This window comes from Kineococcus auxinigenes (assembly GCF_050871525.1).
Taxonomy (GTDB): domain Bacteria; phylum Actinomycetota; class Actinomycetes; order Actinomycetales; family Kineococcaceae; genus Kineococcus.
In genome coordinates, this window is sequence record NZ_JBKBCT010000026.1 from 26,917 (window position 1) to 45,448 (window position 18,532).

17 protein-coding genes are annotated in these 18,532 nt (G+C 78.7%); 8 read left to right on the plus strand and 9 right to left on the minus strand.

From position 1 onward, the window contains the following. Positions 1-153: 153 nt before the first annotated feature. On the plus strand, positions 154-546 hold the full coding sequence (locus ACRYR9_RS09450; RefSeq protein ID WP_432495119.1) for an Rv2175c family DNA-binding protein: 393 nt from the start codon (positions 154-156) through the stop codon (positions 544-546). 29 nt (positions 547-575) lie between these two features. On the opposite strand, the gene ACRYR9_RS09455 is transcribed toward ACRYR9_RS09450, so the two are convergent. Genes ACRYR9_RS09455 through ACRYR9_RS09465 form a run of 3 tightly spaced genes read right to left on the minus strand, consistent with a single transcriptional unit; the run spans position 576 to position 4,280 of the window. Next, positions 576-1,520 carry a phytoene/squalene synthase family protein gene (locus ACRYR9_RS09455; RefSeq protein WP_432495121.1) on the minus strand — a complete coding sequence of 315 codons (945 nt, stop codon included), beginning with the start codon at positions 1,518-1,520 and terminating at the stop codon, positions 576-578. A 52-nt stretch (positions 1,521-1,572) separates the two neighbouring features. Further along, positions 1,573-3,150 carry a phytoene desaturase family protein gene (gene crtI / locus ACRYR9_RS09460; protein WP_432495123.1) on the minus strand — a complete coding sequence of 526 codons (1,578 nt, stop codon included), beginning with the start codon at positions 3,148-3,150 and terminating at the stop codon, positions 1,573-1,575. Beyond that, a complete protein-coding gene (locus ACRYR9_RS09465; RefSeq protein ID WP_432495125.1) occupies positions 3,150-4,280 on the minus strand; it encodes a polyprenyl synthetase family protein in 1,131 nt (376 codons plus the stop codon). Before ACRYR9_RS09465 ends, crtI begins: the two co-directional genes overlap by 1 nt. Before the next feature lie 85 nt (positions 4,281-4,365). On the opposite strand from ACRYR9_RS09465, the gene ACRYR9_RS09470 reads away from it, so the two are divergent. Further along, a complete protein-coding gene (locus ACRYR9_RS09470; RefSeq protein WP_432495127.1) occupies positions 4,366-5,055 on the plus strand; it encodes a CDP-alcohol phosphatidyltransferase family protein in 690 nt (229 codons plus the stop codon). An 8-nt stretch (positions 5,056-5,063) separates the two neighbouring features. Here the strand turns inward: ACRYR9_RS09470 and ACRYR9_RS09475 are convergent, their stop codons facing one another. Genes ACRYR9_RS09475 through ACRYR9_RS09500 form a run of 6 tightly spaced genes read right to left on the minus strand, consistent with a single transcriptional unit; the run spans position 5,064 to position 10,719 of the window. After that, positions 5,064-6,542, minus strand: a complete 1,479-nt coding sequence (locus tag ACRYR9_RS09475) for a phytoene desaturase family protein (RefSeq protein WP_432495129.1) — start codon at positions 6,540-6,542, stop codon at positions 5,064-5,066. Then, the gene (locus ACRYR9_RS09480; RefSeq protein ID WP_432495131.1) at positions 6,539-7,657 is read right to left on the minus strand and encodes a glycosyltransferase family 2 protein; all 1,119 of its coding nucleotides are present in this window, start codon (positions 7,655-7,657) and stop codon (positions 6,539-6,541) included. Before ACRYR9_RS09480 ends, ACRYR9_RS09475 begins: the two co-directional genes overlap by 4 nt. Next, entirely contained in the window at positions 7,654-8,427 is a 774-nt protein-coding gene (locus ACRYR9_RS09485; RefSeq protein WP_432495133.1) for a carotenoid biosynthesis protein, read from the minus strand. Before ACRYR9_RS09485 ends, ACRYR9_RS09480 begins: the two co-directional genes overlap by 4 nt. Before the next feature lie 60 nt (positions 8,428-8,487). Continuing rightward, positions 8,488-9,207: a monooxygenase gene (locus ACRYR9_RS09490; protein WP_432495135.1), complete on the minus strand. Its 720-nt coding sequence runs from the start codon at positions 9,205-9,207 to the stop codon at positions 8,488-8,490. Between the two features lie 10 nt (positions 9,208-9,217). Further along, positions 9,218-10,147, minus strand: a complete 930-nt coding sequence (locus tag ACRYR9_RS09495) for an alpha/beta fold hydrolase (RefSeq protein WP_432495137.1) — start codon at positions 10,145-10,147, stop codon at positions 9,218-9,220. Then, positions 10,144-10,719 carry an aminoacyl-tRNA deacylase gene (locus tag ACRYR9_RS09500; RefSeq protein WP_432495139.1) on the minus strand — a complete coding sequence of 192 codons (576 nt, stop codon included), beginning with the start codon at positions 10,717-10,719 and terminating at the stop codon, positions 10,144-10,146. Before ACRYR9_RS09500 ends, ACRYR9_RS09495 begins: the two co-directional genes overlap by 4 nt. A 331-nt stretch (positions 10,720-11,050) precedes the next feature. Between ACRYR9_RS09500 and ACRYR9_RS09505 the strand changes: the two genes are divergently transcribed. The 6 genes from ACRYR9_RS09505 (at position 11,051) to ACRYR9_RS09530 (ending at position 18,415) form a co-directional block, all read left to right on the plus strand. Continuing rightward, positions 11,051-11,470, plus strand: a complete 420-nt coding sequence (locus ACRYR9_RS09505; protein WP_432495141.1) for a DUF6504 family protein — start codon at positions 11,051-11,053, stop codon at positions 11,468-11,470. 30 nt (positions 11,471-11,500) lie between these two features. Continuing rightward, positions 11,501-11,959, plus strand: a complete 459-nt coding sequence (locus ACRYR9_RS09510) for an SAV_6107 family HEPN domain-containing protein (RefSeq protein WP_432495143.1) — start codon at positions 11,501-11,503, stop codon at positions 11,957-11,959. A gap of 90 nt (positions 11,960-12,049) precedes the next feature. Then, positions 12,050-15,784: a PHP domain-containing protein gene (locus tag ACRYR9_RS09515; protein ID WP_432495145.1), complete on the plus strand. Its 3,735-nt coding sequence runs from the start codon at positions 12,050-12,052 to the stop codon at positions 15,782-15,784. Positions 15,785-15,869: 85 nt separating this feature from the next. Then, on the plus strand, positions 15,870-16,610 hold the full coding sequence (locus ACRYR9_RS09520; RefSeq protein ID WP_432495147.1) for a methyltransferase domain-containing protein: 741 nt from the start codon (positions 15,870-15,872) through the stop codon (positions 16,608-16,610). A 33-nt stretch (positions 16,611-16,643) separates the two neighbouring features. Further along, positions 16,644-17,948, plus strand: coding sequence for a DNA polymerase Y family protein (locus ACRYR9_RS09525; RefSeq protein ID WP_432495149.1), 1,305 nt, complete (start codon positions 16,644-16,646; stop codon positions 17,946-17,948). A gap of 68 nt (positions 17,949-18,016) precedes the next feature. Then, a complete protein-coding gene (locus tag ACRYR9_RS09530; RefSeq protein ID WP_432495151.1) occupies positions 18,017-18,415 on the plus strand; it encodes a DUF3040 domain-containing protein in 399 nt (132 codons plus the stop codon). Positions 18,416-18,532: the final 117 nt, after the last annotated feature.

Below are 18,532 nucleotides of genomic sequence, written 5' to 3' on the forward strand. Positions count from 1 at the left end.
GCCCTGCTGGTCCCTCGCGGCGGCCGGCGCTCGCAACCTACCCGAGCGGTGCGGGCGCACCGGTCACCACGGTGGATCACGGCGCGGCGCGGGTGGGGGAGGCGCGCGGGCGGGCCCGTGGAACGAGTCCCCGGGAGGTGGCACGCTGGGGGGGTGGTCGCACCGCTGAGAGCCGAGATCGCCCGTGAGCCGGGCGACGAACTGGACGCCCTGGTCCCCGAGTGGCTGACGGTCCCCGACGCCGCGGAGGTCGCCGGCGTGGACCTGCGCACCGTGCGGCGCTGGCTGCAGGAGCGCGAGCTGCTCGCCGTGCGGCGCGGCGAGCGCTCGGTGGCGTCGATCCCCGCCGCGTTCGTCACGCCGGAGGGCCCGCTGCACCACCTGCGCGGCACGCTGTCGGTGCTGGCCGACTCCCGCTACAGCGACGTCGAGACGATCCGCTGGCTCTACACGCCGGACGACACGCTGCCCGGCACGCCGATCGACGCGCTCAAGGCCAACCGCAAGACCGAGGTGCGCCGCCGGGCGCAGGCGCTGTCCTTCTGAGGCGCGCACACCGGGGGTGCGCGCGGCGCTCAGGCGGCCGTCCAGCGCGCCTCCCGGCGGCGGGCCAGGCGGGCGCGGCCCAGGCCGGGCAGCGCCACGGCCAGCCGTCGCGGCAGCCCCACCCGCACGCGCCGGCCGAGCACGTCGTGGCCGGCGGCCTCCACGGCCCCGAGGATGCCGCCGTACAGCTCGTAGGCGGTGCGCAGGCAGTCGCGGCTGGTGGGGTGCACCATCGCGATCCCCGGCTCCGCGACCGCGTACAGCTCCCGGGTGCGGGCGATCTCGAACGCCAGCAGCTCGCGCACCGCGGGCGGGGTCGTGCCGGCGCGCCGGCCGGCGAGCAGGTCCTCGCGCGTGACGCCGAAGGCGTCCAGGTCCTCCTGGGGCAGGTACACCCGCCCGCGGTCCAGGTCCTCGCCGACGTCGCGGATGAAGTTGGACAGCTGGAACGCCTCGCCCAGCGCCCGCGCCGGCTCCTCGGCGCCGGGCGCGACGGGTTCCAGGACCGGCAGCATCTGCAGGCCGATGACGGCCGCGGAGCCGTGCACGTACCGGCGCAGGTCCTCGTAGGTGGCGTAGCCGGTCTCGGTGATGTCCATGCGCATCGAGGTCAGGAACGCCTCGACGTGCTCCCGGGGGATGCCCCAGCGGCGCATCGTGGCCGCCATCGCCCGCCCCACCGGGTCCGCCGGGCCGTCCGCGTCGAGGGACGCCAGGAAGGCGTCCGACCACTCCACCAGCGCGGCGGGGTCCGGGTCGGTGAGGGAGTCCACGAACTCGTCGGCGTAGCGGGCGAAGCCGTACAGCGCCCACACGTACGGCCGCTTGGCGGGCGGCAGCAGCAGCGTGGCCAGGTAGTACGTCTTGCCGTGCTCGGCGTGCAGCGTCCGGCACAGCTCGAAGGCCGCGCGCAGCTGCGGGTCGCGCAGCTGCGGGTCGGTGCGGGCGGCGGCGTCGAGGTCGCGGGTGCTCACGGCGCGGATCGTGCCAGGTGCCGGTGCGCGCCGTGAGCCGCGGGGGCGGTGCTCAGCGCCAGGCCCGCGAGCGGTAGGAGGGGTCCGGGCCGGTGATCCGCTCGGCCGCCAGGCGGCCGGAGACCAGCACCATCGGCACGCCGACGCCCGGCTGGGTGCCCGAGCCGGTGAACACGACGTTCTCGCCCCACAGGTTGGCGGGGCGGAACGGCCCGGTCTGCCGGAACGCGTGCGAGGACGCGAACGGGGCGCCGGCCGCCATGCCCTGCCGCTCCCAGTCCGCCGGGGTGATGACGTCCTCGGCCTCCACCGCGTCGGAGAAGCCCGGGTAGCCGCGCTCGGCCAGGACCCCCATCACGTGCTCGCGGTAGCGCGGGGCGAGGCGGTCCCAGTCGATCGGGGACGGCCCCGCGGCCAGCGACGGGGTCGGGAAGAGCACGTAGTAGACGTGCTTGCCCGCCGGGGCCAGGCCCGGGTCGGAGACGGTGGGGCGCGAGACCAGGATGGACGGGTCGCTCATCAGCCGGCCGTCGACCAGCTCCTCGAAGACCTGCTCCCAGGCCGCGCCGAAGTGGATGGAGTGGTGCACCGGGTCGGGGTAGTCGGCGCTGGAGCCGACGTGCATCAGGTAGCAGGACGGCGAGTACGTCAGGTGCCGCACCCGCCACGGGTCGGTGCCCAGCAGGTCGCGGTGCGCCACCGGCAGGTCCGGGTTCAGCACCACCACGTCGGCGCCGAAGCGGCGCCCGTCGGTCGTGATCACCCCGGTGGCGCGCCGGCCGGTGCGCTCGACCCGCGCCACCTCGGTGCCGTAGTGGAACTGCACGCCGTGCTTCTCCGCCGCCGCGGCCATCGCCGTGGGGATGGCGTGCATCCCGCCCTTCGGGAAGAACACCCCCGCCACGGTGTCCATGTAGGCGATGACCGAGTACAGCGCCAGCGCGTCGTACGGCGACATGCCCGCGTACAGCGCCTGGAAGGAGAACATCCGCTGCGTGCGCGGGTCCTTGAGGTGCTTGCCGACCTCGGGGGCCATCTTCTTGAACCCGCCCGCGGCCAGCAGCCGCACCAGGTTCGGCTTGAGCAGGTCCAGCGGGGTGTCGATGTTGGAGTCGATGAAGTCGCGGATCTCGTAGCGGTACAGGTCCCCCACGTGGGCGACGAAGCGGCGGTACCCGTCGGCCTCCGCCGGCCCGCACAGCTCCGCGATCGCCTGCGCGGTGCGCTCCACCTCGGCGGAGACCTCCAGGCGCGAGCCGTCGGCGAAGGTGCCCCGGTACAGCGGGTCCACCGGGCGCAGGTCCAGCCAGTCCTCCACGCGCTCGCCGAGCGCGTCGAAGCAGTCGGCGATCAGGTCCGGCATCGTCAGCACCGACGGGCCGGTGTCGAAGCGGTACTGCCCGTCCGGCACGTCCTTCACGGACAGCCCCGCGCGCCCGCCGGGCACGTCCTCGCGCTCCAGCACCGTCACCTCGCGCCCGGCCGCGGCCAGCCGCATCGCCGCCGACAGCCCCGCCAGGCCGGCGCCCACGACGACGACGCGGTCGGTGCGCCCGCTCACGCGCCGGGTGCGGCCCGGCAGCCAGTCCAGCGCCCGGGACAGCCCCGCGGACCCCGTCGACCCGGCCATCAGGACCTCCTGCTCGTGGCCGCGACGACCAGCTCGTGCAGCGCCTCGCGCGCCGGCTCCGTCAGGGGCGCGGCGTCCAGGGTGCTGCACGCCACGTCCACCTGCTCCTCGATGATCCGCTCCACCCCGTCCAGGGCGCCGGTGTCCACCAGCACCTGGCGCAGCGCCGCCACCCCGTCCGCGTCCAGCGCCGGGTCGCCCAGGCGCTCGGCCACCACCGCCGCCTGGGCGGGGGAGGCGGCCTGCACGGCCAGCGCCACCAGGACGGTGCGCTTGCCCTCGCGCAGGTCGTCCCCGGCGGGCTTGCCCGTCTCGCCCGGGTCCCCGAAGACGCCCAGGACGTCGTCGCGCAGCTGGAACGCCTCGCCCAGCGCCAGGCCGAAGCGGGACAGGTCCGCCAGCAGCGGCTCCGCCGCCCCCGCCAGCGTCGCGCCCAGCAGCAGCGGGTGCTCCACCGAGTACTTCGCGCTCTTGAACCGCACCACCCGCCGGGCCCGCTCCACCGCCCCCGCCGGGCCCAGGCGCACCGAGGACGCCTGCTCCAGCATGTCCAGGTACTGCCCGCCCATCAGCTGGGTGCGCATCGTCTCGAACACGCGCCGGCCGCGGCGCAGGGCGTCGGTGGCCAGCGGCGCACGCTGGTACAGCTCGTCGCTCCACGCCAGGCACAGGTCGCCGGCCAGCACCGCGCCGGCCAGGCCGAAGCGCTCGGCGCTGCCGTCCCACCCCGCGTCCGCGTGCAGCCCGGCGAACCAGCGGTGCGCGGCCGGCTTGCCGCGGCGGGTGTCGGAGTCGTCCATGACGTCGTCGTGCAGCAGCGCCGCCGCCTGGAACAGCTCCAGCGCTGCGGCGGCGGTGACGACGCCCACCTCGGACCCGTCCGGCACACCGCCGTCGGCGCCGCGGAAGCCCCAGTAGCAGAACGCCGGGCGCAGCCGCTTGCCGCCGGCCAGCAGCGTCGTCACCGCCTCCAGCAGCGGCTCGCAGTCGTCGCCCAGTTCGCCGAGCACGCGGCGCTGGTCGTCGAGGAAGCCGGTCAGGACCTGTTCGACCCGCTCGCGCACACCGAGCGCGGCGGCGCGGCGGGCGGGGTCGGGAACCGTCGAGGGCGCGGTGGGGGGCGGCGGCACAGGGGCACTCTAGGCAGGGGGGCAGGACGCGGCGACCGGGCGTGCGCGAGCGGGCCCGGCCGTGAGCGCGCCTACCGTGGACCTCGTGCCCACCCAGCGCGACCCTCAAACGCGCGGTGCCGGCGTGCCCGGTCGCGAGGAGTACCTGCGCCGGTGGTCGCAGCTGCACGGCGGCGCCGCCGCCACCGGCCTGGTGCGTGCCTGGCTGAGCGGCGCGCACGTCCTGGCCCGCCCGCTCGCCGTCGCGCGGGTGCCGCCGGCGGCGGTGACGCTGACGGGCACCGCGCTGGCCGCCGCGGCCGCCTGGCTGGCGCTGACCGCCGGGCCCGGCGGGGCGCCCGCGGTGGCCGTCGCCGTCCTCGTCGCCGCCGGCGGGGTGCTCGACAACCTCGACGGCGCCGTGGCGGTGCTGCGGCGGCGCACCAGCGACCGCGGCGCCCTGCTGGACGCCTGCTGCGACAGGGTGGGCGACGCCGCCTGCGCCCTGGTGCTGCTCGGCTGCGGCGCCCCCGCCTGGCTGGCGGCGCTCGCCGGCGGCCTGGCGCAGCTGCAGGAGTACGTGCGCGCCCGCGCCCAGGGTCTGGGCGTGGACGACGTGGGCGTCGTCAGCGTCGCCGAGCGACCGGTGCGCCTCGCCGTGGCGGCCGGGTGCGCCGCGGCCACCGCGATCGCTCCCGGGCAGGCGCCGTGGGCGCTGCTGGGCGCCGCCGCGTGGGCGGTGCTGGGCGCGGTCGGGCTCGTCCAGGTCGCGGTGGCGCTGGGCCGCCGGCTCTGACCCGAGGGTCAGGCGGGGCCGATCAGGTCGGTCACGATGCGCGCCGACAGCCCCACCAGCGGCAGCCCGCCCCCCGGGTGCGCGCTGCCCCCGACGAGGAACAGCCCCGGCACCGGCGAGCGGTTCGCCGGGCGCAGGAACGCCGAGCGGGCGCCGTCGCTGGAGGTGCCGTAGATGGCGCCGCCGTCGCTGCCGGTGGCGCTCGCGAGGTCCGCGGGGGTGCGCACCTCGCACCAGCGCAACCGCCCCCGCACGTCCAGGCCGCGGCGGGCCATCGTCGCCAGCACCTGCCCGGTGTACCGCTGCACCAGCTGCTCGTCCGCCCAGTCCGTGCCGCCCGGCGCGGGCGCGCCGGGGTCGTGCACGGGGGCGTTGACCAGCACGAACCACGCCTCGGTGCCGTCCGAGGGGCGCAGCGCCGGGTCGTCGGGGGCGCTGACGTAGACGGTCGGGTCGGCCACCGGGCGGCCCGCCGCCAGGTCGGCGAACTCGGCGTCGTAGTCGTCGGGGAACAGCACGGTGTGGTGGCGCAGGCCCGGGGTGCGCCCCTCCAGCGCCAGCAGCAGCACGAACCCCGAGGAGGAGCGCCGCCGCGGGTCCGGCCGCAGCCGCGGGCGCGGCAGCAGGTCGCGGTAGAGGTGCGCGGCGTCCACCGCGGAGACCACCACGTCGGCGCGCAGCTCCTCGCCCCCCGCCAGGCGGACCCCCGCGACCCGGCCACCGGCCTCCAGCACCCGCTCCACCGCGGCGCCCGTGCGCACCCGCACCCCGCGCTCGAGGGCCCGCTCGGCCACCGCCAGCGCCAGGCGGTGCAGCCCGCCGCGCACGTACCAGGCGCCGAACGCCTGCTCCACGAACGGCACGGTCGCCAGCGCGGCCGGCGCCTTCGCCGGGTGCGAGCCGGAGTAGGTGGCGTAGCGGTCCAGCAGCACCCGCAGCCGCGCGTCGTGCAGGTAGCGCCGCCCCAGCGAGCGCAGCGAGGCCCACGGCGCCACCGTGCGCACGTCCGAGGTGCTGCGCGCCAGGCGCAGCAGCGTGCGCGGCCCCTGCAGCGGCGACTCCAGGAACGGCTCGCGCGCCACGTCCCACACCGCGCCCGCCCGGCGCAGGAAGCGCGTCCACTGCTCGCCGGTGCCTGCGCCCAGCGCGGCGTCCAGCGCGGCGGCCACCCGCGGCAGCCCGCCACCGGGCAGGTCCAGCTCGGTGCCGTCGGCGAAGCGGTAGTGCGCCACCGGGTCCAGCGGCACCACGTCCAGCACCGACTCGATCGGTGCGCCCGTCTTGAGGAAGAGGTCGCGCTGCACGGCCGGCAGCGTCAGCAGCGAGGGACCGGTGTCGAAGGAGAAGCCGTCGCGGCTGAACCAGCCGAGCTTGCCGCCCACCTGCTCCGCCCGCTCGCACAGCACGACCTCGTGCCCCAGCGCGGCCAGCCGCGCCGCGGCCGACAGCCCGCCCAGCCCGGCGCCGACCACCACGACCCGGCTCACGGCAGCGCCCGCCCCTTCCAGGTCAGCCCGCCGCGCCGGTGCCGGCGCCAGGAGTCGGCCAGCAGGCCGACCAGCAGCGCCACCGAGGCCGGGTGCCCCAGCGCGTCCGGCAGCGAGCGGCCGCCGGTGCGCTCGGCCGCGGCGTAGCGGCCCACCACCGCGGCGGCGTACCCCACCGCTCCCGCGCGCGAGCCGCCCAGCGCCACCAGCGGCGGCAGCACGTACGTCAGCACCAGCCCCGCGGAGACCGCGAGCGCCGCCGGCGCGGAGCCGAAGGCCGACCACAGCGACTTGGCGTACCCCTCGCGCAGCGCCGGCCAGCTCTCGTACATGCGGCACGTGGCCAGCTCGGTGCCGTCGGCGACCCCGCCGCGACCCCCGACGGCCTTGAGGGCCCGCAGCAGCTCCACGTCGTCCAGCACCGCCGCGCGCACCGCGCCGTGCCCGCCGGCGCGCCGGTACACCGCCGCGTCCACCAGCAGGAACTGCCCGTTCGCCGCCGACAGCGACGGGCGCGGGGAGACCTCCGCCGCCCGCAGCGGCAGCGTCGTCAGCCACGACCACTGCAGCAGCGGCTGCACCAGGCGCTCGCTCCACGTGTGCGCCAGCTGGCGCGGGTACGGGCACACCAGGTCCAGCCCGGTGCCGCGCAGCAGGTCCACCCCCGCGGCCAGGGCGTGCGGGGCCAGCACCACGTCGGCGTCGACGAACACCAGCACCTCGCCGGTGGCCGCGGCCGCCAGCGCCGCGCACGCGTGCGGCTTGCCCAGCCAGCCCGGCGGCGGGCCGTCGCCGCGCAGCAGCCGCACCCGCGGGTCCGTCGCCGCCACGGCCGCCACCACCTCGGCCGTGCGGTCGGTGGAGGCGTCGTCGAGGACGAGGACCTCCAGATCGGGCACGCCCACCTGGTCCAGCAGCGCCGCCAGGCAGGCGCCGACCCGCGCCTGCTCGTCGCGCACCGGCACCAGCACGCTGACCCGGCCGGCGACGGGCGGCGGGTCCAGCGAGGGGGTGCGCAGCGCCCGCGCGTTGAGCAGGGAGTGGGCGGTCAGGGCGGTGGCCGCGGCCGAGCCCGTCCACGTCAGCGCGCGCAGCGCCGCGCGCACCCGGCTCACGCCCGCCGCCGCAGCGAGCGCAGGTACGGGCCCACCGTCAGGCTCATCCCCAGCCCGCCCCACACCGCGGCCGCGGGGCGGCGGAAGAAGACCGCGTTGCCCAGGGTCGAGCCCAGCCAGGTCCAGCCCAGCAGCCAACCCGGCACCGCCTGCGGCACCGCCACCTCCCGCTCCTCGGGCACCAGGGCGTGCAGGGCCGCGCAGATGCTCGTCGCGGTCAGCAGCCAGCCGGCGTAGTTGCTCAGCGGGATGCCGGGCAGGCCGGGCAGGTGCGGGTGCGGGGTCTCGAACCTCCAGTGCCCGGCGGCCGTCATCTGCGGGTCCAGGAACAGGTCCCAGCTCGCCAGCGTCCACGCGGCCGTGCCCACGGCCACCGCGTGCCGCCCCCGGCCGCGGGGGGCCAGCCGGCGCCCCAGCTGCACCGCCGGCCAGGCCATCATCGTCCACGCCAGCGGCACCGCGACCGGCACGTCCAGCACCTGCGGGCCCAGCGTCCCCGCGTAGCGGTAGCGGCCGAACGGCAGGCCGGTGCGGGTGCCGACCGCCTCGGCCACCAGGCCCAGCCCGCCCGCCACCGCCAGCGCCGTCGCGCCGCCGCGCACGCCCGCGCGGCGGGTGGCGTCGGTCACCGCGGCGGCGCAGAACACCCCCACCGAGCCGATGGTGGTGCGCCGCAGCGCCTCTCCCCGCAGCAGCGGGTGCGCGACCTGCGACAGGACCGCGGCGCCGGTGAGCGCACCGGCCAGGGCGGGGGCGAATCGGGAGATCACCTCGCCACTCTAGGGAGGGCTCCGGACACCGCCTCCCGGGGCGGTCGCCCGCCGCGGCCGTCAGGGCGCCCGGCCGGCCAGCGTCCCGGTGACCGAGCGCACCGCGAACCGGGCGAACAGCTCCTCGGCGTACCAGCCCGCCGCCGGGGTGCGGTCCATCACGTCCACGTGCGCGGCGCGCCGGTGCGCGAACTCCCGCAGCGCCGCCGTGGACTCCCACACCGAGAAGGTCCCCTGGTACCCCAGCGGGGCCTCGCCGACGCCCAGCGCGCAGCGCAGCCCCGGCACCCGGTGCAGCTCCGCCGACACCGGCGGCACCGCCCGCCAGAACGAGGCCGCCCGCAGCGGCCGCAGCCGCGCCCGGGTGACCGACGCCACCGGGCCCTCGTGCGAGCGCGCCGCGCGCAGGTCCTCACCCCCGAACGGCTCCCGGCCGCCCCAGCGGCCCCTGCTGGTCAGGGGCGTCATCTCCACCCGCAGGCGCTCGCGGGCCAGGCGCCGCCACGCCCGCACCGTCGCCGAGGACTCGAAGGCGAGCGCGTCCTCCTCCGAGGCCCACGCCACCAGCACCGCCCACCGCAGCGGGTCGGCGTCGCGCACGGTGAAGGTGCGCCCGTCGCCGGTGCCGAGCAGCTTGGCGAAGCGCGCACCGGGCGCGCGGGCCAGCAGGGGGCGGTCCAGGGCCATCCGGGCCAGCGCGCCGGGGACGGCGCGCGGGGCCAAGCCCCACACGTCCAGGGTCACCAGGGCCGGGCGTTCCGCGGCGCGGGGGGTGGGCACCCGCGCGACGCTACGCGGGCCCGGTGCCGCCCCCCGCGGCGGTCCGGTCGGCCCCCCGCCCGACGTCCCGCACGTGCTCGCGCACCAGCTCCGCGACGTCGGCCGGGCGGTCCCACGCCGGCACGTGCCCGCAGCGGTCCCACTCCAGCCAGCGCGCGTGCGGCGGTGCGCTCGTGCGCAGCAGGTGCGAGGGCGGCAGCACCCGGTCGCGCCGCCCGGCCACGACCACGACCGGCACCCGCACGTCGGCCCCGCGCGTGAACGCGCCCGCGGCCAGGCCCGCGTCCGCTGCCGCGTACCCGGCGGCCGAGGCCACGGACAGCACCGCCTCCCGGGCCAGGGCGGCCGGCAGCTCGCGCGGTGCCGCGCTCGTGGCCGCGAACGCCAGGGTGCGTCCCCACCGGGTGGGCAGCGGGTCGAACGGCAGGTGCGGCGCGGCGTTCGCGTACCAGCGCGCGAAGCGCTGACCGGTGGGCAGCAGCGGGGGGCGGCGGCGGGGGGCGGCCCACAGCCCCGCCGGTGCGAGGGCGACCACGCTCGCCACGGCGGGGTCCGCAGGCGCCGGCCCCAGCAGGCCGTCGGGGTCGCGCGCGCCGTCGGCCGCCGCGGCCTCCAGGCACACCCAGCCGCCCAGGGAGTGCCCCACCAGGTGCACCGCCGAGCCCTCCGCCGCGCGCAGCCGCACGGCCGCGCGGCGCAACCGCCGGCCCAGCTCGGCGGCGCGCATGGCGCCGGGCCCCTCGGCCGGGCCGGGGGGCGGGCTGTCCCCGTGGCCGGGCAGGTCGACCAGCAGCAGGCGGTGGTCGTGCGCCAGGGCGGGCGCCACCAGCGACCAGGTGCTCGCCGCGCCGCCGAGACCGTGCACCAGCAGCACGCGGGGCGCGCCGGGGCCGGCGCTGCCCACCTCCCGGACGGCCAGGCCCTCCAGGAGGGCGCTCACCCGATCTCGACCGGGTGGGCGCCCGCCAGCCTCAGCAGCTCGTCGTAGCGGGTGCGGAACAGGGCGCTCGGGTGACCGGCGGGCACCCACAGCACCGGGTGCACGGCCAGCGTCACGTCGACGTAGGTGGGCAGCGGCTCGGTGAGCCCCACGGGGGAGGTGCACCCCGGCGGCGACCCGGTGAGGCGCACGGTCTCCACCTCGCCGACGGGGTGCAGCCGCGGCACGCCCAGCACCGCGGCGAGCACGGGCGGGAACAGGTCGTGGGCGCCGGAGGCCAGCACGAGGACGAGCTGTCCTCCCGGGGCCCGCAGCAGGCTGCTGCGCGCGACGGCCGCCGGTGCCACGCCCAGGTGCCGGGCCACCTCGGCGCTCGTGCGCAGTCCCGCCGGGACCCGCACCACCTCCCCGGTGGCGTCCAGCCCGGCGAGGGCGCGGGCGGTGGCCGTCACGGCGGGGTGCTCGCCGGCGGGCGGCGCGGGCGCGGCGGGGTCCTCGGGGGCCGTGGGGGGAGCGGGCGCGGCGAGCAGACCGCCCGCGGCGGCGGTGCGACCGGCGGTCGTCCACCTCATGCACCCTCACGGTAGGGCCGTCGCGGTCCGGCGTCGCGCCGAGCGGGCGCGCCGGGGAACCCGCTGCGGGGCACCGGGGGAGCAGCAGGTGCCGCCCGCCCGGCAGACCTGTGGACGACGGTCGTTCCGTTGACGCCGAGGGGCGCCCGTGGTGTAGCTTCGAAGAGCGTTCGAACTCGTGTTCGAACGCCGTGGCCGCCCGGCGGCGCGGTCCGGGGGGAGGGGAAGCCCCGCGGCCCGCGCCCCGGGCGTCCCGCGACGAGCCGCTTCCCCCGGCTCGCCCGCCGCGGCAGGCCCGCGGCGCCGGCTGGAGCAGGAGGGGGAAGCAGCGGTGCGACGGTTCTCGGACGAGGTGCACGTGCGGTGCGGGGTCCGCGGGGGCCCTCCCGGTGCCCCGGAACAGGCTCCCGTGCAGTTCGTCTGGCGCGGCAGGCTCTACCTGGTGCGCGCCGTGCTGGGCCGCTGGCGCGAGCGCAGCGCCTGGTGGGAGCAGCCCGCGGTGGCGGCGCTGCACGGCGAGGAGCCGGGCGGAGAGGCATCGGTGAGCTCGCGGCCCCTCCTGGCCCTGGGCGACCTGGAGCGCGAGGTGTTCCGCGTGGAGGCCGCCGTGGGACGGGCCCCGGTGGGCGTCTACGACCTGGCGCACCCCGTGCCGGCGGGCACCGCAGCCCGTGAGCGGGCGGTCGTGTCGGAGGCGGCTGGTACCCAGGACGGTGACGGCGCGTGGCAGCTGCTGCGCGTCAGCGACTGACGTCCGGACGCACCGGAGAGGTGAACCGCGATGACCACCCCGAGGGCTTCTTCCCCCGGCGCCGCCCCCGAGGGTACCGCCGACCGCCCCCGCCCCCTGACCACCGCCGCGCTGGACCTGCTCGAGCGGTGCGAGACCGAACTGCGCGCAGCGGCCGGCACGAGCGACCCGGCCCAGCGCTACGTCCACGCCCACCTGTCCGCCCTGCGCGCCGGCGCCGCGCTCGTCGCCGTGCACGGCAGGCCCACCGCCCCGCGGCGCAGCCAGCCGCGCAGCGTGTGGGAGATGCTGCCGCGCCTGGACCCCGAGCTCGAGCAGTGGGCGCGGCGCTTCGCCGCCACCGCACCCCTGCGGGCCCGCGTGGAGGCCGGCCGCACCGGCGTCGTCGACGCCGCGGCGGCCGACGCCCTCCTCGACGACGCGGTGGGCTTCCACCGCGTCGTCGAGGCCCAGCTCGGGCTCAGCCGGCTGCACCCGCTGGCCAGCTGAGCCGCCCGCCCCACCGCCTCGCCCGACCCACCGCCCCACCGCTGCTCCGTCCTTCCCCGCGGGCGCACCACCCGCCGGGAGGACCCCCGCGTGCCCAGCACCGCCCCCTTCACCCACCTGCACGTCGCCTCGGGCTTCTCCCTGCGCCACGGCGTGTCGTCCCCGGCCGAGCTGGTGGCCCGCGCCGCGGACCTCGGGATGGGTTCCCTGGCCCTCACCGACCGCGACGGCCTGTACGGCGCGGTGAAGTTCGTCCGGGCCTGCACCGCGGCCGGGGTGGCACCCGTCCTCGGCGTCGACCTCGCCACCGCACCCACCGGGCTGGTCGCCGGCCCGCCCCCGTGGGCCGACCCCTCCACCGGGCCCGCCGGTTCCGGCGGTGGCCCCGCCCGGGACCCGGCCCGGCCCCGCCGCACCCCGGTGCGCGGGGGCGCCGCCGTGGATCCCCGCCTGCCGCGCGCCACCGTGCTCGCCCTCGGCGCGGGCAGCGGGCTGGGCCGCGGCGCCGGGGCCGGGGACGGGTGGGCGGCCCTGTGCGGGCTGGTCGGCGCCGCCCACCTCGCGGGGCCGCGGGGCAGGCCGGTCGCCGGCGTGGAGCCGGTCTCCCGGCACGCCGCCGCACCCGCGGGCGGCGCGGCGCTCGCGGTGCTCCTCGGCCCGGCCTCCGAGGTCGGCCGGGCGGTGCTGGCCCGCCGCGACGACCTGGCCCGGGCGGTGCTGCGCCGCTGGCGGGCGGCGCTGCCGCAGGGGTGCCTGCACGTGGAGGTGCTCTGCCACGACGGCCCGCCGGGGACCCCCGGCAGCCTGGAGCACGCCGCGCGGCTGCTGGCGCTGGCGCGCGCTGAGCGGGTGCCCGCCGTGCTCACCGCGGCCGTGCGCCACGCCACCCCGCAGGGGGCCGTCACGGCCGACCTGCTCGACGCCGTGCGCCGGCTCGTGCCGCTGGGCACCCGGCACCTGGACCGCGTCAGCGCCCAGGGCCACCTCGTGGACGGCGACGGCATGGCCCGCACCGCCGGGCGGGTGGCGCGCGCGGCGGGCGGCGGCGACCGGCTCGCCCGGGAGCTGCTGGCCGCCACCGCGGCGCTGGCCGAGCGCGCCCGCCTGGACCCGGCGGCCGACCTGGGCGTCGGGGCGCACCACCTGCCCGACCTCGCCGCCCTGCGGCTGCCGCCGGGCACCGACCCCGACGCCGTCCTGCGGGCGCGGTGCGCGGCGGGCGTGGGCCGCTGCTACCCCGGCGCCGGCGAACGGCACCTGGCCGCGGTGCACCACCGCCTGGACGCGGAGCTGAGCACCGTCGCGCAGGTGGGCTTCGCGAGCTACTTCCTCGCCGTCGCCGACGTCTGCGACCTCACCCGGTCCCTGGGCGTGCGCGTGGCCGCCCGCGGCTCCGGCGCCGGCAGCCTCGTCAACCACCTGCTGGGGATCTCCGGCGTCGACCCCCTCGCGCACGGGCTGCTGGTGGAGCGCTTCCTCAACGCCCGCCGCGGGCAGCTGCCCGACATCGACCTGGACGTGGAGGCCGCCCGCCGCGAGGAGGTCTGCGCCGCGGTGCTGGAGCGCTTCGGCGGCGAGCGCGCCACCTGCCTGTCCAGCGTCGGCACCTACCGGGTGCGCCAGGCCGTGCGCGCCGTGGGCGCGGCGCTGGGCCTGCCGCCCGCCGAGGTCGACGCCGTGGCCACCGCCTTCCCGCACGTGCGGGCCGGTGAGGCCCGCGCCGCCGCCGCCGAGCTGCCCGAGCTGCGGCGCAGCGGCCTGGGCGCCGAGCGGCTGGACGCCCTCTTCGACCTCGTCGAGCGCCTGGACGGCCTGCCCCGGCAGGTGTCGCTGCACCCCTGCGGCATCGTCCTGTCCGGGCCCGGGCTGCTGCGGCGCACCCCCGTGGAGACCAGTTCCCGGGGGTTCCCGATGAGCCAGTTCGACAAGGACGACGTGGAGGACCTGGGGCTGCTCAAGCTCGACGTGCTGGGGATCCGCCTGCAGTCGGCGATGGCCCACGCGGTGCGGGAGGTGGCGCGCGTGGAGGGCGAGCAGCTCGACCTCGACGACCGCGCGCAGGTCCCGCTCGACGACCCGGCGACGTTCCGGCTGGTGCGCTCCACCCGGACCCTGGGCTGCTTCCAGATCGAGTCGCCCGGCCAGCGCGAGCTCATCGGCAGGTTCGGGCCGGAGACGTTCGCCGACCTGGTGGTCGACATCTCCCTGTTCCGCCCCGGGCCGGTGCAGTCGGACATGGTCACCCCGTTCCTGCGCGCCCGGCAGGGGTGGTCGCCCGCGGACGTCCTCGACGAGCGGCTGCGCCCGGTCATGGAGCAGACGCACGGCGTCGTCGTCTTCCACGAGCAGGTGATCGAGATCCTCAGCGCCACCACCGGCGACGACCGCGCCCTGGCGGACGAGCACCGCCGCCGGCTGGGCACCCGCGAGGGCCAGGAGGAGCTCGAGCCGCGCTTCCGGCGCCGCGCCCTGCAGCGCGGCTACGCCCCGGAGACGGTCGAGCGGATATGGCGGGTGCTGCGGGCTTTCGCCTCCTTCGGGTTCTGCAAGGCCCACGCGGCCGCCTTCGCGCTGCCGACCTACCAGTCGGCGTGGCTGAAGACCCACCACCCCGCGGCGTTCCTCGCCGGGGTCCTCACCCACGACCCCGGCATGTACCCCAAGCGGCTCCTGCTGGCCGACGCGCGCACCCTGGGGGTGCAGGTCCTGGGCGTGGACGTCAACGCCTCCGGAGACGCCTACCGCGTCGAGCGGGTCGAGCCCGTCCCCGGGGAGGCCCCGGCCCGCCGTCCCGCCGAGCTCGGCGCGGGGGTGGCCGACGGCACCGGGTACGGCGTGCGGCTGCCGCTGACGGAGGTGCGCGGCACCTCCGCCGACGAGGTCGCCCGCATCGTGGCCGGGCAGCCCTACCGCTCCCTGTCGGACCTGTGGCAGCGGGCCCGCCCCTCGCGGCCGGTCGCCGAGCACCTCGTGCTCGCCGGCGCCCTGGACCGCCTGCACGGCACCGGCGGTGCCACCGGCGCCGGCCGGCGGGGCCGCACCACGCGCCGGGACCTGCTGCTGCAGGTCGCCGAGCTGGAGCGCGCCGGGCGCCGCCGCGCCGGCGCGGCGGTCGCGGGGCAGCTGGCCCTGGACCTGGGCGACGGCCCCGAGGACCTGCCCGCCGCCGGCCTGCCGGAGGTGGGCGGGGCCGAGCGCGTGCGCGCCGAGCTGGAGGTCCTGGGGCTGGACGTCAGCGCCCACGTCCTGACCTCGTACCTGCCGCTGCTGCGGGCCCTGGGCGTCACCCCGGCGCGCGACCTGCTGCGCCGGCGCAACGGCTCGGAGTTCCTCGTGGCGGGCGCGAAGGTCGCCACCCAGACCCCGCCCGTGCGCTCGGGGCGGCGGGTGGTGTTCCTGACCCTCGACGACCCCACGGGCCCGGCCGACGCCGCGTTCTTCGAGGACGCCCTGGAGCAGTGGGCGGGAACGGTCTTCTCCTCCTGGTTGCTGCTGGTGCGCGGGGTGCTGCGGCGCACGGGCCCGCGGGGGGTGTCGCTGCGCGCCACCGGGGCGTGGGAGCTGACCGGCCTGTGGCGGGACTGGCGCGCGGGCGGCGGGGTGCTGCCGCCCGCGCTGCCACCCGCACCGGCGGGCGGGCCGGGAGGCGGTGCAGCGCCGCCGGTGGGGGCGGGGCGCGTCCTGGTGCACCCCAGCGGGTTCCGGCAGTCCCCGTACGCCGACCTGCGCCCGCCCGGTCACGACGTGCGCGACACCCGCGCGGCCGCCCGCGCGGGCGGGGTCCGCGGGCTCGGGCCCGCCGGCCCGCAGGGCCCGGGGTGCTGAGCGGCGCCGCGCCGCGGGTGGCGCCGCGGCCGGCGGCTCCCCGGTGTCTAGGGTGGGGCCCGTCCGCGAGCGCTGGGAGGAACGCGTGGCGAAGGAACGGGGCCGCCCCCGCACGTCGACCGTCCTCTGGGACGGGGTGCAGCGCCTGCTCGCCGACGCCGGTGACGACGCCGGCGCCGCGCGCTCGGTGGTCGACCTCGGCGGCGGCACCGGCGGCCTGGCCGTGCGGGTCGCCGCGCTGGGCCACCGGGTGGTGGTCGTGGACCCCTCCCCGGACGCCCTGGCGGCGCTGGAGCGGCGCACCACCGAGGCCGGCCTGTCCGAGAGGGTCCGCTCCGTGCAGGGCGACGCGGCCGAGCTGTCGACCCTGCTGCCGGCGGGCAGCGCCGACGTCCTGCTGTGCCACGGGGTGCTGGAGGTCGTGGACGACCCCGCCGCGGCGCTGCGGGCGGCGCACGCGACCCTGCGCCCGGGCGGGCGCCTCAGCCTGCTGGTGGCGCAGTGGCCGGCCACGGTCCTGGCGCGGGTGCTCGCCGGGCAGCTGCCGCAGGCCCTGCACGCCCTGTCCGGCACCGAGCACCGCTGGGGCGGCACCGACCCGCTGCGCCGGCGCTTCGACCGCGCCTCGGCGACGGAGCTGGCCGAGGCGGCCGGCTTCACCGTCACCGAGGTGGAGGGCACCCGCACGTTCAGCGAGCTGGTGCCCGCCGCCTGCGCGGAGGCCGAGGACGGCGCCGCGCTGCTGCGCGAGCTGGAGGCGCTCGCGGCGCGCTCGCCGGAGCTGCTGGCGCTGGCCGGGCACCTGCACCTGCACGCCCGCCGCTGAGGCCGGCGCCCGGCGCGCCGCCGGGCGGGGCGGGTGAGCCCGGCGCCGGCCCCGTCCCCGGACGAGGCCGGGTGCACGGTGCTGCACGTCGCGGTGGACGACTTCCGCGTGAGCGTGCAGCTGCGGCGGCGCCCGGAGCTGCACGGCACCCCCGTCGTCGTCGCCGGCGGGCGCGGCGTGGTGGTGTGCGCCACCGCGCAGGCGCGCCGGCGCGGCCTGCACCCGGGGGTGCCGCTGAGCAGGGCGCGACGGCTGTGCCCGGAGCTCACCGTGCTCGCCGCCGACGAGGCCGAGCACGCCCGAGCGTGGGCGGGCGTCCTGGAGGTCCTGCGCTCCCTGACCCCCGTGGTCGAGCCGCTCGGCCCGGGGGCGGCCTTCGTCGACGTCTCCGGGGCGGTGCGCCGCCTGGGCGGCCCGGCCCGGGTGGGGGAGCTGGTGCGCGACGCGGTGGCCGACGAGCAGGGCCTGACCTGCTCGGTGGGGGCCGGCGCGACCAAGCTCGTCGCCGAGCTGGCGTCCGCGGCGGCCGCCCCCGACGGGTTCGCCCTGGTCGGGCCCGCCCGGACGGTGGCGTTCCTGCACGCCCTGCCTGCCGGGGCGCTGCCGGGGGTGGGTGCCGCCACCGCGCGGGTGCTGGAGCGGCTGGGCCTGCGCACGGTGGCCGACCTCGCGCACACGCCGGTCACCACGCTGGCCCGGGCGCTGGGGGACGGGCCGGGCCGCCGCCTGCACGCCCTGGCCTGGGGGCGTGACGAGCGGGCGGTGGTGCCCGCCGCGGTGCGCGGCACCGGCGCGGAGCGGACCTTCACCCGCGACGTCGACGACCCGCGCGTCGTGCACCGGGAGCTGCTGCGGGTGGCCGCGCGGGCGGCGGCGCGGGCGCGGGCCGCCGGGGTGGCCGGCCGCACGGTGGTGCTCAGGGTCCGCTTCGCGGACTCCACCGCGCTCACCCGCTCCCGGACGCTGCCCGAGCGCACGGACGTCACCCGGCTCGTGCACGCCACGGCCCGGGACCTCCTCGACGGGCTGGGCCTGCAGCGGGCCCGGCTGCGCGGGGTCGGGGTGCGCCTGGAGGGCCTGGCGCCCGCCGCGGGGCAGCCGCACCAGCTGCGGCTGGGGGAGCGGGTGCTCGGCTGGCGCGAGGCCGACGGCGCGGTGGACCGGGCCGGTGCCCGCTTCGGTGCCGGGAGTGTGAGACCGGCCACGTTGCTGGAGCCCGCGCAGGGCGACGCGCCGTGGTGCGGAACTCCGCTCGGTGCCCCGGACGTTGGAGCCCTGCAGGAGTGGGAGCCCCCGGGAGCACTACCCGGCGGCTCCGAGTGGTGGACCATGTGCTAACCCGAGTTTCGCCGACCGTCCGCGGGACTTATCCTCAACAGACAACGTGCGCACGCCAGGAGGTACAGGTGCCGCTCTCGGAACATGAGCAGCGTCTGCTCGAGCAGATGGAACGTGCGCTGTCCGCGGACGATCCCAAGTTCGCCAACGCCATGCGGGGTTCCCGCCACGGTCGCGCCGCTCGCCGGCGCCTCGTCATCGGCGTCGCAGCCGTCGTGGCCGGACTCGTGCTCCTCGTCGCCGGGGTCAGCACGAGCCAGATATGGCTGGGAGCGGGCGGTTTCATCGTCATGCTCGCCGGCGCGATCTGGGCGTTCTCGCCGGCGCGGGGAGCGGGGGGCTCCGTCGACGGGCAGCCCGGTGCCGCTCCGCCGCGACCGGCCCGGCCCGGCCGGACCCGGCGCAGCGGGTCCTTCATGAACCGCATGGAGCAGCGCTGGGACCGCCGTCGCGGCGGCCAGTGGTGAGCGCCCGGCTCCACGGGGAACCGACCCCGCGCAGGGGCTCGCGCTGACCGCCACCGATCAGCGGGCTCCCCGCTGATCGGTGGCGCTGAGGGGCCCGCACGCCGTCGTGGCGTGCGG